Origin of the sequence: Pseudomonas putida (assembly GCF_005080685.1) — a bacterium.
GTDB lineage: Bacteria > Pseudomonadota > Gammaproteobacteria > Pseudomonadales > Pseudomonadaceae > Aquipseudomonas > Aquipseudomonas putida_V.
Genome location: NZ_CP039371.1, coordinates 4,287,063 through 4,301,442, shown reverse-complemented (window position 1 = coordinate 4,301,442; position 14,380 = coordinate 4,287,063). Strand labels below are relative to the sequence as shown.

The 14,380-nt window shown below is 60.8% G+C and carries 15 protein-coding genes; 3 read left to right on the top strand and 12 right to left on the bottom strand.

The window, feature by feature from the left end; genetic code table 11:
* Positions 1-266: 266 nt before the first annotated feature.
* Together E6B08_RS19845 and E6B08_RS19840 are read right to left on the bottom strand one after the other, a co-directional pair.
* Complete coding sequence (locus tag E6B08_RS19845; protein WP_136915592.1) at positions 267-2,246, bottom strand: DNA topoisomerase III; 1,980 nt, start codon at positions 2,244-2,246, stop codon at positions 267-269.
* A 111-nt stretch (positions 2,247-2,357) separates the two neighbouring features.
* Entirely contained in the window at positions 2,358-2,699 is a 342-nt protein-coding gene (locus E6B08_RS19840; RefSeq protein WP_136915591.1) for a helix-turn-helix domain-containing protein, read from the bottom strand.
* A gap of 200 nt (positions 2,700-2,899) precedes the next feature.
* Here E6B08_RS19840 and E6B08_RS19835 point away from each other — a divergent pair, with 200 nt between their 5' ends.
* Positions 2,900-3,082: a hypothetical protein gene (locus E6B08_RS19835; protein ID WP_136917451.1), complete on the top strand. Its 183-nt coding sequence runs from the start codon at positions 2,900-2,902 to the stop codon at positions 3,080-3,082.
* Positions 3,083-3,126: 44 nt separating this feature from the next.
* Here E6B08_RS19835 and E6B08_RS19830 read toward each other — a convergent pair whose 3' ends face one another.
* The 10 genes from E6B08_RS19830 to E6B08_RS19785 all read right to left on the bottom strand — a co-directional run bounded on the left by E6B08_RS19830 (position 3,127) and on the right by E6B08_RS19785 (position 11,675).
* Positions 3,127-3,555 (bottom strand): single-stranded DNA-binding protein, encoded by a 429-nt coding sequence (locus tag E6B08_RS19830; RefSeq protein WP_136915590.1) that lies wholly within the window; start codon positions 3,553-3,555, stop codon positions 3,127-3,129.
* Positions 3,552-4,055 carry a DUF3158 family protein gene (locus E6B08_RS19825; protein ID WP_136915589.1) on the bottom strand — a complete coding sequence of 168 codons (504 nt, stop codon included), beginning with the start codon at positions 4,053-4,055 and terminating at the stop codon, positions 3,552-3,554. Before E6B08_RS19825 ends, E6B08_RS19830 begins: the two co-directional genes overlap by 4 nt.
* On the bottom strand, positions 4,052-4,807 hold the full coding sequence (locus E6B08_RS19820) for a PFL_4669 family integrating conjugative element protein (RefSeq protein WP_136915588.1): 756 nt from the start codon (positions 4,805-4,807) through the stop codon (positions 4,052-4,054). Before E6B08_RS19820 ends, E6B08_RS19825 begins: the two co-directional genes overlap by 4 nt.
* Positions 4,808-5,131: 324 nt before the next feature.
* On the bottom strand, positions 5,132-6,325 hold the full coding sequence (locus E6B08_RS19815; protein WP_136915587.1) for an STY4528 family pathogenicity island replication protein: 1,194 nt from the start codon (positions 6,323-6,325) through the stop codon (positions 5,132-5,134).
* A complete protein-coding gene (locus E6B08_RS19810) occupies positions 6,319-6,870 on the bottom strand; it encodes a DUF2857 domain-containing protein (RefSeq protein ID WP_136915586.1) in 552 nt (183 codons plus the stop codon). The genes E6B08_RS19815 and E6B08_RS19810 overlap by 7 nt, the downstream gene beginning before the upstream one ends.
* 16 nt (positions 6,871-6,886) lie before the next feature.
* The gene (locus tag E6B08_RS19805) at positions 6,887-8,458 is read right to left on the bottom strand and encodes a ParB family protein (RefSeq protein ID WP_136915585.1); all 1,572 of its coding nucleotides are present in this window, start codon (positions 8,456-8,458) and stop codon (positions 6,887-6,889) included.
* 91 nt (positions 8,459-8,549) lie between these two features.
* Entirely contained in the window at positions 8,550-9,437 is an 888-nt protein-coding gene (locus E6B08_RS19800) for a ParA family protein (protein ID WP_136915584.1), read from the bottom strand.
* Positions 9,438-9,441: 4 nt separating this feature from the next.
* Complete coding sequence (locus E6B08_RS19795) at positions 9,442-9,657, bottom strand: AlpA family transcriptional regulator (RefSeq protein WP_010799440.1); 216 nt, start codon at positions 9,655-9,657, stop codon at positions 9,442-9,444.
* Between the two features lie 113 nt (positions 9,658-9,770).
* Positions 9,771-10,508, bottom strand: coding sequence for a hypothetical protein (locus E6B08_RS19790; RefSeq protein WP_063423924.1), 738 nt, complete (start codon positions 10,506-10,508; stop codon positions 9,771-9,773).
* 168 nt (positions 10,509-10,676) lie between these two features.
* On the bottom strand, positions 10,677-11,675 hold the full coding sequence (locus E6B08_RS19785) for a LysR family transcriptional regulator (RefSeq protein ID WP_063423925.1): 999 nt from the start codon (positions 11,673-11,675) through the stop codon (positions 10,677-10,679).
* Between the two features lie 155 nt (positions 11,676-11,830).
* Here E6B08_RS19785 and E6B08_RS19780 point away from each other — a divergent pair, with 155 nt between their 5' ends.
* Positions 11,831-12,973: an iron-containing alcohol dehydrogenase gene (locus tag E6B08_RS19780; protein ID WP_047595526.1), complete on the top strand. Its 1,143-nt coding sequence runs from the start codon at positions 11,831-11,833 to the stop codon at positions 12,971-12,973.
* A gap of 45 nt (positions 12,974-13,018) precedes the next feature.
* Entirely contained in the window at positions 13,019-14,362 is a 1,344-nt protein-coding gene (locus E6B08_RS19775; protein WP_136915583.1) for an MFS transporter, read from the top strand.
* Positions 14,363-14,380: the final 18 nt, after the last annotated feature.

Sequence of the window (14,380 nt, the reverse complement as noted above, 5' to 3'; positions counted from 1 at the left end):
CATCCGCGCACAAACGGCGCCCGTTTTTCGCCGGCGGGCACCGGCACTGAGCATCGTCGCCGAGGCGGATGACCCCTGCAGCCTAAAGCAGGTCGCACGGGTCATCCGTCTCGGGAATCTTGGACATCCGGAACAGTGATGCAGCGTAGTGAAAGAGGCTCCGAACTCAACGAGTCTGGCCGAGCTGCCCGGAGCGAATCGGCCTAGGGTCGCCAACGGCGAGGGGCCTGTCCACTACATCAGCGACTGGCCCCAGCGTCAAGCAGTCATGTCCGCTTCGGCTTGGCGGGCGCCGCGCTGGCCTTCACTGGCTTGGTGCCCTTGCAGTCCGGGTAGCGCACACAGGACCAGAAGTTGCCGGTGCGGCCTTTGCGCTGGCGCATGGGACTGCGGCACACGGGGCAGGCTGGACCTTTCGAACGGGGTAGCTGCAGGTTCAACGAGGCTTGGCTGCGCACGACCTGGGTGAGCCAGGCCGACTGCTTGGCGAGAAACGCCTCGACACTCAGCTGCCCGGTCTCGATCCGTGCCAGTGCTTGTTCCCACACTGCTGTCATCACCGGGTCAGCAACCTCACGCGGAACGGCTTCGATCAACGTGTGGGCGGCGGCAGACGCCGCCAGGCTGCGCTTTTTCTTGGTCAGGTAGCCGTGATCGATCAGGCCCTGGATGATCGCGGCGCGAGTGGCCTCGGTGCCGATACCAATGCTGTCTTTCAAGGTTTGCTTCAGGCGCAGGTCGGCCACCTGGTTGGCGATGGTTTTCATCGCTTTGACCAGTGTGCCTTCGGTGTAGGGTTTGGGCGGCTGGGTGCGCTGCGTGTTGACCATGGCGTCGCGTACAGCAACCGAGGCGCCTTTCTGCAGGGTGGGCAGCCGCTGCGTTTGCTCGGTCGGCTCAGTGGCATCGGTTTCATCGATCACGGCTTTCCAGCCACGCACCTGGATCTGCTTGCCGCGGGCCAGCAACTGATCGGCCCGGCTGCGCAACTGCACCTGGGTCTTCAGGTATTCGTGGTGGGGCAGAAACTGCGCCAGGTAGCGGGCGCGGATCAACGTGTACACGGCGCGCTCGCGCTCGGACAACTGATCCAGCGGGATCACCACGGCGGTGGGGATGATGCCGTGGTGGGCGGTGACCTTGCTGCCGTTCCAGGCGCGGGCCCGCCGTGTCGGATCGAGTTCCTTGAAGCGCTGGCCAAGCGTCGGGTCTGCTGCGGCCAAGGCCTTTAGTACGCGCGGTACCTCGTCCAGCATGCTCTCGGGTAGGTAGCCACAGTCGCTGCGAGGGTAGGTGGTGACTTTGTGGGTTTCGTACAGTGCCTGCGCCACACTGAGGGTTTCCTGCGCGCCCAGGCCGAGTTTGGCCGAGCAGATCTCCTGCAGCGTGCCCAGGTCGAACGGCAAGGGCGGCCCCTCCGTCACGCGTTCAACGTCGACCCGCTCGACTTGTACGGAATGCGCCGCTGCCAGGCGCCGGGCAGCCTGCTCGGCCGCCACCTGATCAACGCAACGACCGGCATCATCGCAGTGCGCAGCGGGTGGCTGCCAGCGTGCCCCAAACTCCGCCCCGTCAGCGTGCAGCACAACGTCCATGGTCCAGAACGGCCGGGCGACAAAGCTGGCGATGGCGCGATCACGCTCAACCACCAGACGCAGGGTCGGCGTCTGTACACGGCCCACGGGCAGCGTGCCGTCGAAGCCGGCGCGTCGACCAAGCAGGGTGAACAAGCGGCTGAGGTTGATGCCAACCAGCCAATCGGCCCGGGACCGGGCGAGGGCACAGTGGTACAGCGGCAGGGTTTGCTCCCCCGGGCGCAGCGCCTCCAGAGCCCGGCGGATCGAGGCGTCATCCAGGGCGGACAGCCACAGGCGAAGGATCGGCCCCTGATACTGGCAGCGCTCAAGGATCTCCCGGGCAATCATTTCGCCCTCGCGGTCCGCGTCGGTGGCAATCACCACCTCGGCGCAGGTTTGCAGCAGCCGGCTGATGGCCTTCAACTGCGCGGCGACCTTGGGTTTTACCACCAGTTGCCAGTGCTGCGGGATGATCGGCAGGTGCTCTAGTGACCAGCGCTTGAACTGATGGCCATAGGTTTCTGGCGGCGCGGTCTCTAGCAAGTGCCCCACGCACCAGGTCACGGTCACTCCCGTGCCCTGCAGGCAGCCATCGCCGCGACGATGGGCTTGCAGCACCCTGGCAATATCGCGGGCTTGGGACGGTTTTTCGCAAATGTAGAGACGCATGACGTGGCCCTCTCGGTCAGGTACCGACAGGGTGGTCGCGTGACAGGGGAGCGCTAGAGAAAAGCTGAACTGGTCGAGATCATATCGGTGTAGCCACCAGCGGCGAGCGACTTACCGTTGCGTGAGGTGTGCGGTCACGGTCTGCAGAAGGTCCAGGGCAAACTGCTTGTCCGTCTCGCCAAGGTCCTTGATCAACGAGGCAATCTTTTGCTCCTGGTCCTGTGGCCGAGGACTGATGGCCAGCAGCAGTTCATCGGCCGGACAGCCATACATATCCGCCAACTGCAGCAGCTTGGGCACGGTCAGCTCGACCTTGCCACGCTCCATGCGCGACACCGCTTCGGTGCCGATCTCCAGGCGTTCACCGACTTGCGCTTGGGTAAAGCCCTGGGCACGGCGGTACTTGGCCAACTGGCGGCCGATGTGTTGTGGGCTAGGCTCTTTGACTGGCAACGGGGTGGCTCTCCAATTCAACCCGTATGGTTGACCAACCACCCGAAGATATGAACGCCCTTAAAGGTTGACTAACAACCTATTGGGGCGTATCACCCAATGAGAGTACGGTGACCTGACCGTCACATGGAGATAGCGGATTGGACGAACTTGAGCAGCATGAAGCGGATGCGTTAGCGATCAAGGCCTGCGAGTTGTTCATGGCCACCCATCAAGAACCTGACAATCAGGCCGCACGTGCTAGGTTGATCGCGTGGGTCAAGGAAGCGCCGGCGCACTGGCGGGCGTTCCTTGCCCTGGACCAGTACCTGGCGGAAGTCAAAGGGTTGATCGAGGGGGACGACCTGCGTGGCGTTGCCCGCGGCGTGGGGCCCCGCGACTGAGCGGTATCGCGCTGACGGGCACGGTTCCACTGACGTCCACCCGCTCAGGTCGACTTGCGGGTGGTTTTCTTGCTGGCCGGCTTGCGGTTACTGCCAGCGCTTTCACTCGCCTTCTCGCGCATGGACACGCTGGCCAGGCGATGGGGCAGGATGCCGATGTGCCGTGCCTCCACCTTGAACGTCACCCGGGCATTGTCCTCGCTGTCTTCCCACTCATCCTTCACCGTTCGGCCCATGACCAAGACGCGCATGCCTTTCTGGTACAAGGTGCTCCAGTGCTCGGCATCGCGGTGCCAGAGCTCGACCGGTGCCCAATAGCCGCCGCGATCTTCATAGCCGCCCTCGCGCGGTACCGGATTGTCGAAATAGACATTCAACCGCAGCAGCCGCTTTGGCTCGTCCGGGTTGTTGTTGAACTCCTGAAACTCAGGCGGACTGCCGATATTGCCTTCGCCAACAAAGAACGTGCTCATGGGTGTTTCTCCTCGGTGGTGGTATCGAAAAGGACGTCATCGGCATGCGCGAGCTTGAGGGCGCCCAAGAGGACCTGGCGATAGAGCGAGTTCAGGCTGCTCATCTGCAGGTTGAGGACGATCCGGTTGGCCTCCAGCTGGTACAGCGCCTGGCGCAACTCCGGCTGCAGCAACGGATGCTCCATCACCTGCCCCCAGACCTCCACGCCCATGCGCTTGAAGTCCGGGCTGCGCCAGCGGAGGAAGCAGGCGCCCTGGGAGCTGTGCTGGACGCTCAGTCGCAACTCGAGCAACGAGAAGGGTGGCTGCGCCATGATCGCCAGCATCGCGGCCATCAGCGTCTCGAGTTCGCCGCGCAGCTGTTTGATTGTCTCGGCGAACTGGAACAGCTCCCCCTTACCCTTAAAAGGCTTTAAAAGGCCTTTTAGAGAGGCACTGTGTTCAAACTCGCGATAGGCCTCCGATGACAGGCAATGAGCGATCGCTTCGGCCAGGGTCATGCTTCACCGCCTTCGGCGGGGGCGCCGGGCGAGGGCTCCACGCCGGTCTCAAGTGGATCGGCCTCGACGGTCAACGGTGCGTTTGTTGGACGGACGATGGGCGGCGCGAATTGCGAGCGCCGCGTGCCTTCGAGAATGTCTTGCGGTGGGATGCCGAACTTGTCGATGGCTTCCCGAGCGCGGGCGTTGTTGGCGGCCATGTCATCTCGGCTGACCCCAGCGAGCCGGTACAGCTGCGCCATGCTGAACAGGCTGCGCAGCAGGTGAGCGCCACGATCGATCCAATGCTCCATGTCGACCCGGCCAATCAGCGCCGTGTGGTGGGCCAGCAGGACCCGGCGCACCAGGCTATCGTAGTCGGTCAGCAGGTAGACGGCGAGAAACCCCAACTGGCTGCCGATGAACAGGGGCAGGGTGACAGGGTGGATGTTCAGGTTGTCGCCGATGCTGACCTGGGAGGGCAGGTCGCGCTCGACCAGTTTGACTTGCTCGGTCAACGCCAGCAGCTCGGCCTTGGCCTGCAGTACCTTGTCTTCGAGTTGCAGCATGAACCAGTCGGCGAAGGGGTCGTCCTGACTGCTCGCCTGCTTGAGCAGGTTGGTGACGCTGATGTAGCCCGCCATACCCATGATGGCGAACACGCCTTCGCGTGCGGCACGGCCTTGCCACAGTCGTGCTGCGTGATGCGTGTGCAGGGTGAGTGTGATGCTGCTGCGCAGTGAGCCCAGGTTGAGCTGGTAGTGGTCGACCATCGCCAGATCCTCGCCGTCGGAATGACGCCGACGATCTGCGCTCTCGGGCAACCTGGCAGTGATCAATTTGAACGCGATGGGCTCACATTGCCCCTACTTTCGATGGTCCTGCCATTGATGCCACTGTGATCAAATCCACTGAGTGCCAACGCAGCTAATTGCTTCCTCCTGGTATTGGTCAAAGCTGCGACCTTACAGCCATCACGCAGATCACACTCCTTGAATGATCATGTCTGACTAGAACACGTCACTGGAGTGATGCCACTGTGATCAAATCCATCGAGGTCCGCTGAACGCTGGAGACTTGGAATACTCAGCGCGCTGTTAGGTTGCCCCGTTGACGACACCGCAGCGAAGCTTGAGCTGCTCCAGGTACGCCTTGGCCAGCGGCGAGGCCACGCGGCTTCCGGATTCCCGTGAGCGCTCATCAGCCGGCTCAGGCGGGCGAATGCGCTTGCGCGGTGCTGGTGGTACATCGCTTCGTGCGGCCCAAAGCGTGAATTCGCCCTGGCAGGCTCGCTTGATCAGCCCCAACAAGTAGGCAATGGGTTTGCGAATGTCGCCGCGGCTACAGCGAACCGCTGCTTCATTGATCACCGCTTGTCGCTGTTCGGGCTCGAGCTGGCGCAGCGCTTGGTTAGCCCGGCGTTGTTCAGTCGGGCTTAACTGCAGACCCGCTGGCCAAGCGGCGCTGCCATCGGCCGAGGTGGGCGGTACTGTACTTTTTTTGCTTTGTTTTTGTACGGTACGGTACTGCGCTGGATTCCGAACGACAGCCGCCGTCGGGGCATTCACGCTGGGTTCGGAATCGGTCGAGGACGGTGCGGCAGACCGAACGCTGTGCGCTTCTCCCAGTTCGGAATGCTCGACCTGGCTGTCGGTCTGCAGCGGCAAGGCCTGTTGAGCGCCTGTTGCGGGGAGCGAAGCCATCATGGCCAAGGCCTCGTCAGCCACCTCCGGATCCGCCCGCAGTTCCTGGAGGAGGTGCTGAGCGAGATCGCGCACACCTTTGGTGGCGTGGGACAGGTTTTGGCTGATCAGGGACAGGTAACCGGCATCTTGGTCGATGGCTTGCGCCGGCGTTAGTGGCGCGTCGTGTAGCACGTAGACGCAGCCGCGCAGGCAACCCTGCTCATCGCGATAACGTTCGCTCAGGCTGAGCCAGCGGGTGGCACGCAGCACGTTCAGCGCTCGGGCGAGGGTCTCGCGTGAGGCCTGTGCGCCACAGGGACTGGTCGCCAGGTAGGGCTGTAGGTCCTGGTAGCGCGGGGTTCGCATTTGCCGCTCGGTGATCAACCAGCGCAGCACCAACCAGAGATTGCGCTCCACGGGCGTGAGCCGGCGATCCTGTAGCAATCCCTGCGGTAACGGATCGTGGCTGCCGTGGTATACGAAGCCTGGCCCCTCCGCCAGCGCACGGGCGACCTTGGCTTGTTCGGCCTGCTCCAGACAGCGCTTGAGCGTGACCATGCTCTGGCGCACCACATCAGCCCAGTCCACGGTGTAGAAGTTCAGCATGGGATACCTCCATAGAGCTCTATCTGCTGCCAGATCAGGGTCAGGCTGATCTGTTGTTCCTCGGCCAGCATCATCATCGCGTCCAGCGGCTCGCTGTCCGGATCTTCAGCCCGCAACTGGCGCCAGCGGTTCCACACCGCATGTTCCTGGACTTCACTGAGCTGGACGGGGCGACCACGGTGGGTCTCGATCTTCAAGATGCGTCGGCGCAATGCCGTGTCGGAATGGTCGAGGCCGAAGCAGCGGTACATGATGTTCGAACTCGCCCCCAACTTCAGGGCACGGTTGATCAGCCGCTCGTTCAGTTCGTCGCGTTCGGCCTGGGCGATCAGGCGACGCAGCACCGTGGTGTCGACCTTGATCTCGACCCAGGCGATCGTGGAGTGCGCCAGGTGGGACAAGGTGGTGGGCGGCAGCGACTGCAGCACCTCGATGTCCTCGTCGCCGAGGCCCAAGGCCTTGCACCGTTGCAGTCGGCCATGGCGCAGTTCATGCAGGACCTGGTTCAACATGGCGTGGTTCAGCAGATTGAACGGCGTGCTCATGCGGTACCTCCGGGTGTCAGCGGGTGGACGACAGCGTGAGTTCGATCAGGCGTCGAGAGAGCCGGATAAGTGAAAACAGTTGCGCCAATTGAGGGTCGGGGAGCCGCTCAATCCCGATCGCGAGCGCTGGGCGCTCGATCAGCGGAAGATCGTAAGCACCCAGTAGCAGTTGGCCGAACAATGCCGCCGGGAGTTGCTGACGTTGCTCCCAAGCAACGTCATCCTGCACGCGTAACAGCGCACCCAACAGCAGCTGAATCCCAGTGCGGTGCGGTGTCGAAGGCGCTGCTGTATCGGGCGCCAACGAGAAACCCAGGCCTTCCTCCGTGGCGCAGACCATGTGTGGCGCATTGGCGTAGCCGGCCAGTTCGCTGGCCAACTGCGCGCAGGCCTGGCGCAGTTGCACCAGGTCTTCTATAGCCGGCGGTATCGGCCAGAGGGTATCCAGTGAATCGGGCAAGCACAGGCGCCCAGCACTGCCGATATCGGCAGACTGAGCGGGCGGTGGCGCAGTTGGAGTGCGTACCTGTTCACGGGTGACGGCAGGAGGCTGCTTCAGGTCTGCCTGTTCGGGTTGCCTATCAGCAGGTTGCGGAGGGCAGACCAGCTCCGGTGAGTGGAGCCCCGTGGGGGCTTCAGGCTCACTACCGGAAGTGGTATCGGTGTCTTGGCCCACGCCCAGCGGCGAGGGCAGCGACCGGTCGGGCGTCAGTGGCTGACGTGATGCCTGGCCGCTATCCTGGAACAGCTCCAACGCCAGCAGGCGTGGTGACTGGTCCAAGGATTTCGCCATGTGCGCGAGCAGTTCGTCCTGCAGCTCGGCGGTGTCCAGCTCGGCGGCTGTGCAGTCGAACGTAGACAGCACCTCCAACCACAACGCGGTGAAATCCAACCGTGTCGCAACGTACCGATTCCACACCGATTCGGCACGTCGACGCAGGTTAAGGGTCCGCTCGATCGAAGGTCTGCCCAAGCCGGCGTACAAGGTTTGCGGGATCGCCGGCAGCAGGTGCTCCAGGGTGTCCAGCATCCGGCTGATGTGCGATTGCGAGATTGGGTAGCCGCCGGCCGATAGTTGCGCCGCCAGTTCACGTTGACTCAGGCTACCACCGTCTACCAGAAGCATGTCGCGGAACTTGGCCACGGCCAGGGCCCGCTCGATGAAAGTCAGTTGGCCGTGCAGGTCACTTTCGGCCAGATGGCCCAGCAGCGTATGGAGCTCCGACTGCCAGGGGCGAAACAGGCAATGGATGCGGAAAAAACGGTCGTCACGGGTTTCTTGCCACAGTTCGCCGAGGATACTCAGCCGTGTATTGCCGCCATTTCGGATGATGAACTGCGGCTCGCCGGGCCGGCGCGTGATAGAGGGGGGCTGGTCCAGGCCGCGGTCGCGGATGGAGGCCTTCAGTTCCTCGTACAGCGGATTACGGATGAAGCGTGGATTATGCTCGTAGGGCCGCAGCTGCTCGAGGGTCACCACCATCGGCGTGTCGCAGTCGGGATCGGTGGGCGATACCTGTGTTGCCCGCTGTGGGAAGTGCCCGTGCTGGAGCTGGCGTGTAATGTCTTCGGAGGTTGGTGGTTTCATGGGTTTGCCCCTGATCTGTCAGTGCAGGCGGCCCCGCCCTGGCCTTCCCAGTTGTCTGCGTGGGTGGGGCAGCGGGGGGAAGGGCAGGGCACTAGGCGGGTCGGCCGGTGACGCATTCCTCTGAGGCAATGCTGTCGGGATAAGAGCGCGCACGGCCCCTGGGCTGGGCCAGTCGCTGCTCCCACTCCGGGAACAGTTCATTGGCCAGTGCCCGCATGACATCGGCCGCGCAGCGACTGCGCGATCGAGGGGCGGCTTTCGACTCGATCCGATGCACCGGCAATCCCAATGACGCGGCATTGAGGTACGCGACGCGATCGGGAATCACCGTTTTACAAACGCTGACATGCGGGTCGGCGGCAAAGGTGTTGCGCAGGCTCTGCATGATCAGGCAGGTATCGCGCCGGTTGGCGTTCACCTGATTGAGAAGCAGTTTCACCGGGGGCAAGTACACGCCGAGGTAGCGGTAGGGTTCCAGCTCTTCGAACAGGCCGAGCGTGCCGCGGCGCAGTTCGCGTGCCGCGAGCATTTCCGGTGGCAACGGGCATAGCGCACAATCGGAGGCGAGGATGGCCATTTCCACCACCACGCTGCGCGCGCCCTGGGTGTCGACGATCAGCACATCGTACTGATCGGCAAATGCGGGTAGCAGGTTGCACAGGCGCAGTCGGCCATCGGGCGCGTGCAGCAGTACGGTGCCCAGGTGGCCCGCGCGGTCGTTGGAAACGATCAGTTCAAGCCGCGGGATGGTGGTGACGGAAATGATCTGCTCGGCAACCGTGAGCCGCTGCGAGATCAGTTCGTAACTGCCCGCTTCACGTGACTTGCACAGAGCGTAGTAGCTGGACAACGTCGGTTGACTGTCTAGGTCGAGCAGCAGCACCTTCAAGCCCGCGTCGGCAAGCAGGCCGCCGAGGTTGGCGGCAACCGTGGTCTTGCCGGCCCCGCCCTTGGTCGAGATCAGCGAAAGGACTTTCATGGCACTACTCCCGAACAGACAGGCGATCCTGAACCCACTGCTCAATCTCCAGCGAGTCCCAACCGACCGCGCGCGTGCCGATGCGCCGGCATTGCGGGAATAGTCCGGCCTTCATCAAGTTGTAGATGTGCGAGCGTTTGAAGCCGGTTTTTTGTTCCACCTCATCGCGGCGCATGATGTGGCGATCGGCGGAAGCTGGGGCAGGGCTGGCCGGTTGCATGGTGTCACTCCTTAGCGCCATGTGGCGCGCAGTGGGATGTGACAGTCAGTGAAGGTCCGTGGGGGTGAAAAATCATTGCCAGGCAATGGCCGCCATTGCCTGGCTATTCGGAGTTAGGCCTGCTCCGCTTGGGCCAAATGGCGGCGAGCCAACGCAAATTTCCGATCAAGGGTGTGTTTGCTCAAACCATGTAGGCCGGGAAATTGAGACAAAATAGCCTGGACTACCGCAGTCTGATTTTTATAGATCGACTGCACTTGGCCGGATTTCGACTTGCCTACGGTGATTGCCAGTAGGGCGCCGATGATCGTGTAGTGGACGCTGGCGGAGGCTTCAGGGGCTGGCTCCGCTGCATCAAGCTGCGCCGTTAGCTCGTTTTCATGGCGCTTGTAGACCGTCATCTCTTCGACAACAGAATCGTAGGCCTGATGCATTTTCTCAAACTCACGCGCGTAGAAGTCCCGTTCAGCTTGCACAGCCAAAAAGGCGTTCAAACTCACGCATTCGAGGTGGTCGATATTTTTGGGGAACAGGAATTCGGGTTTTTCCTCCGGATGGTTTAGCGCAAACCAGGCCCGCAGATCCGGACGGCGTATGGACCAATACACTCGCTCGGCGTGGTCGTTGAGCGTAATGGGCCCGCCGAGGAACGTTGCCGGTAGCTCACCCGCGGCAATGGCGTCGTAGATGCGCTCCACATAGAAGTGGAGACAGGGCCACTGCGGAAAATGCTTGAGTAGCTCACCTGAGTGGGCTATTTCGACCTGTAAGATCTCTGCGGTGTGATCGGCCAGATCGCACCAAAGAATTGCCGCATCGATGGGGTGATAGCAGCTTTTGATCGCGTCCATGGAGAACAGCCTCCAGCTGAAGTCGTCCTAATCGCCGATGGGATCATTATTTTGAATCTCATTCGAGCGAGCTAGACTCCGAAAGCAGTTTCGGATCCAATAACGTGACAAAGTATTTTCATTATAGTTCGCCGTAACTCTTCAGGCTGCGACGAGTTTTGACGTAGATCAGTGGGGATTGTGGTTCGGTCGCAGTGCCCGACCACCTTCTGATTGAAGCGCTTTAGGGCGGCCTGCATCGTCGAGCTCGACTTGTATCAGCAACCCCCTCAGTTGCTCCATAGCCGGTGTGGCCTGGCTACCTCTGCGTGTTACCAACTCGTAGGGGTCGCTTACGGACTTGATGGCCAAGGGCAAGATGCATACGCGGTTGTGCTGGACGCACTGCTTGGCCACATCGATTGACACAAGCGCAACGAATTCGGGCTGGTTCTGCAGCAGTGACAGCGTTGCCAGAATCGACGTGGTCTCCACCAGGTGCAGAGGGAAGCGGATGCCCGCATCATGGAACTCTCGCTCAAGCTGCACCCGCATAGGCATGTTGGCCCGGTAGACGATCCACCGACTTTCAGCCAACTCCTCCAAGCGAAGTGCTCCAGCGGCCTGGAGGGGGTGGTCGATGTTGGCGATGACCGCCAGAGTCTCGTCCTGAACAAACGCACTCGAGAAAAGATGCGGCGAACTGCTCACACTCGTCCGACACAGGGCCATGTCCAGACGCCCGCTCTCGATCTGGGTTAAGAGCGATTGGCTGGTGTCCTCAATGATCTCGAATGACATTTCCGGCTGTATAGCAGTCAGCTGGGAGACCGCCTTCATCAACAGCGGCACTGCCCCCATGATCGCCCCCACCGCAAGGCGTCCCCCGACCCCTCTCAGGATCGCATCCAAATCGTGCCGCAGGTTCGAGATATCAGTCTGCACCACCCTGGCGTACCTGATGGCGCAATAGCCGGCAGCCGTTGGTTCAAGCCCACGGTTGTTGCGATTAAAAAGCGTCGTACCAAAAGTCGTCTCGATCTCCTGAAGGGCCTTGCTTGCCCCAGGTTGTGTCAGCCCCACGCTATTTGCGGCTCCGAGAAGAGAGCGGTGCTCGTCCAGCTCGATGAGCAATCGCAGGTGTCTAGCGTGGAGCCTGGACATGATCGAGTTGAGGGACGGGGTCATTTGGTATGAATCCTAGTTATACCTGTATGGATTGTTCTCAATACCACGGCTGAATTCAGATTTCTATACTGGCGCGGCACGATGTCGCACTCGGTGCGGCGGATTGGCCTGAGATCGGCCCAAAATAACAAAGCCAGTAGGCTCGAGGAGACTCCATGTCCCTGATCAATTACATCACCCAGATCCAGTTTGAAGTCGGAGCTATTTCGCTCCTGCCTGCAGAGTGTCAGCGCATTGGTATTACCCGCCCTTTGATCGTCACTGACCGTGGTGTCCGTGCGGCAGGTATCGTCGATGTAGCTCTGAGCAAATTCACCGACTCCACTGTTCAGCTGCCGATCTATGACGGCACGCCACCCAACCCAAACGAAAATGCTGTTCGTGAAGCAGTGGCCATGTTCAAGGAATGCGGTTGCGACGGCATCATCGCCATCGGCGGCGGTTCCGCTATTGACCTTGCCAAAGGTGTAGCCGTATGCGCCAAGCACGAAGGCCCGCTGAAAAGCTTCGCTGTCATCGAAGGTGGTCTGGCTCGCATCACTCCAGCAACGGCCCCTGTGATCGCAGTGCCGACCACTGCCGGCACCGGCAGCGAAGTTGGTCGTGGCGCCATTCTCATCTTGGACGATGGCCGTAAGGTTGGCGTGATCTCCCCCCACGTTGTTCCAAAATCTGCAATCTGTGACCCGGAACTGACTCTTGGCCTGCCTGCAGTTTTGACTGCTGCTACCGGGATGGATGCGATTGCCCACTGCCTCGAAACCTTCATGGCTCCGTCGTTCAACCCACCTGCGGACGGTATTGCATTGGACGGCCTGTGGCGTGCCTGGCGCTTCATCGAAACCGCTACCCAAGATCCGAAAAATCTGGAAGGTCGCACCAACATGATGAGTGCTTCCCTGCAAGGCGCTCTCGCGTTCCAGAAAGGTCTGGGTTGCGTTCATAGCCTGAGCCACTCGCTGGGCGGCATCAATCCTCGCCTGCACCACGGCACTCTCAACGCAATCTTCCTGCCGGCTGTGATCCAGTTCAACCGCAAGGCAGCGACCATGGTCAACGAGCACAAGACAGCGCGTATTGCTCAAGCGATGGGGTTGGCTGACGAAAGCCAAATCGAAGATGCGATCCGGGACATGACCCGAGCACTCGGCCTGCCAACCGGCCTGCGGGAGCTGGAAGTCACTGAAGACATGTTCCCCAAAATCATCAAAGGCGCTCTCGCAGATCACAGCCATCGCACAAACCCGCGTGAAGCTTCTGCAGAGGATTACCAGTGGATTCTCGAGGCCTCCATGTAAGCCTCGAAATCCTGCCCTCATCCAATAACAAGAAAGTGAACGCCTATGAACACCAAATATGCGGAAGCGGAGCTCAACCGTAAGCCTGAAACGGTGGCGAGCTCAAACCCCTTCAAGAAGTACCAGGTCATCACCGTCAGCCTGCTGCTGGTGATCGGCATCATCAACTATGTGGATCGGAGCGCTCTGTCGATTGCAAACACCTCTATCCAGCGGGATATGGGGATTACGCCTTCCCAGATGGGCATCCTCCTGTCAGCGTTCTCGTTGGCATATGCCCTGGCTCAGCTTCCACTGGGTGTGATCATTGATCGCCTGGGCAGCAAGATTTCAGTGGGCGCAGCGCTTCTTGGCTGGTCTGTTGCTCAAACTGCTTCTGGCTTGATCAACACATTCTCTGCGTTCATCGGTTTGCGGATCGTGCTGGGTATCGGTGAAGCACCAATGTTTCCTTCAGCTGCTAAGGCACTTTCAGAGTGGTTCGAAGCTGAGAAGCGTGGGACGCCCACTGGGATCGTGTTGTCGTCGACATGCATAGGGCCTTGCATCGCGCCACCACTCTTGACCCTACTGATGGTCAATTGGGGATGGCGTGGCATGTTCATTGCCACCGGCGTTTTTGGAATCTTGATCGCTGCCTGCTGGTTCGCCTTCTACAAGAGCAAAGAGCGTTTTTTGGCTGAGCTTCCTGCAGAGGAACGCGAACGTCTACTGGCTACGCAAGCACAGAGGCAGGCAGCAATTACAGCAAGGCCCAGCGTGAAAGCTCAGTTGAGCGCGTGGGCTGAGCTGTTCCAGCACAAAAGCACTTGGGGTGCAGTCCTGGGGTTCATGGGCGTGATCTACATGCTATGGCTGCACCTCACCTGGTTGCCAGGTTATTTCGAGCGTGAGCACGGTCTCAGCCTGTATCAAACTGCCTGGATCGTTTCCTTGGCCTATGTATTTGGCGCCTTGGGCACCATCGTCGCTGGCCGTTTCTGTGACCGACTGGTGAAGAATGGGGCCACCGTACTGGGTAGCCGGAAGTTCGTAGTTGTCTGCGCACTGTTCTCAGCTGCTGCATTCACCATCCCTCTGTCGTTCGGCAGTGGCTTCATCCTCAGCGTGGTGTTGCTGTGCGGTGCATTGTTCAGCGTCAACATGGCCAGCTCAACTGCTTGGATGATCGCTAACACAGTCGTGGATAGTCGACGGGTTGCTTCCTTCGGCTCTATCCAGAACTTCGGCGGTTACCTGGCGGGATCGGTGGCACCCATTGTCACTGGCTTCAGCATCCAGCAATCCGGCTCATTCGCTTCCGCATTTTTGATCAGTGCTGCCGTGGCATCGGTGGCAGCAATGGCTTACGTGCTTCTTCTGAAGCAGCCCATTTCCACTGACAAGTAACAAGTTTTCGGAGTAGAT

Excerpts from the sequence above, each read along its gene's own strand:
- E6B08_RS19830 (WP_136915590.1), bottom strand. The coding sequence starts at position 3,555 with ATGAGCACGTTCTTTGTTGGCGAAGGCAATATCGGCAGTCCGCCTGAG.
- E6B08_RS19835 (WP_136917451.1), top strand. The coding sequence starts at position 2,900 with ATGGCCACCCATCAAGAACCTGACAATCAGGCCGCACGTGCTAGGTTG.
- E6B08_RS19810 (WP_136915586.1), bottom strand. The coding sequence starts at position 6,870 with ATGAGCACGCCGTTCAATCTGCTGAACCACGCCATGTTGAACCAGGTC.
- E6B08_RS19815 (WP_136915587.1), bottom strand. The coding sequence starts at position 6,325 with ATGCTGAACTTCTACACCGTGGACTGGGCTGATGTGGTGCGCCAGAGC.
- E6B08_RS19805 (WP_136915585.1), bottom strand. The coding sequence starts at position 8,458 with ATGAAACCACCAACCTCCGAAGACATTACACGCCAGCTCCAGCACGGG.
- E6B08_RS19795 (WP_010799440.1), bottom strand. The coding sequence starts at position 9,657 with ATGCAACCGGCCAGCCCTGCCCCAGCTTCCGCCGATCGCCACATCATG.
- E6B08_RS19800 (WP_136915584.1), bottom strand. The coding sequence starts at position 9,437 with ATGAAAGTCCTTTCGCTGATCTCGACCAAGGGCGGGGCCGGCAAGACC.
- E6B08_RS19775 (WP_136915583.1), top strand. The coding sequence starts at position 13,019 with ATGAACACCAAATATGCGGAAGCGGAGCTCAACCGTAAGCCTGAAACG.
- E6B08_RS19780 (WP_047595526.1), top strand. The coding sequence starts at position 11,831 with ATGTCCCTGATCAATTACATCACCCAGATCCAGTTTGAAGTCGGAGCT.
- E6B08_RS19820 (WP_136915588.1), bottom strand. The coding sequence starts at position 4,807 with ATGGTCGACCACTACCAGCTCAACCTGGGCTCACTGCGCAGCAGCATC.
- E6B08_RS19845 (WP_136915592.1), bottom strand. The coding sequence starts at position 2,246 with ATGCGTCTCTACATTTGCGAAAAACCGTCCCAAGCCCGCGATATTGCC.
- E6B08_RS19825 (WP_136915589.1), bottom strand. The coding sequence starts at position 4,055 with ATGACCCTGGCCGAAGCGATCGCTCATTGCCTGTCATCGGAGGCCTAT.
- E6B08_RS19790 (WP_063423924.1), bottom strand. The coding sequence starts at position 10,508 with ATGGACGCGATCAAAAGCTGCTATCACCCCATCGATGCGGCAATTCTT.
- E6B08_RS19785 (WP_063423925.1), bottom strand. The coding sequence starts at position 11,675 with ATGACCCCGTCCCTCAACTCGATCATGTCCAGGCTCCACGCTAGACAC.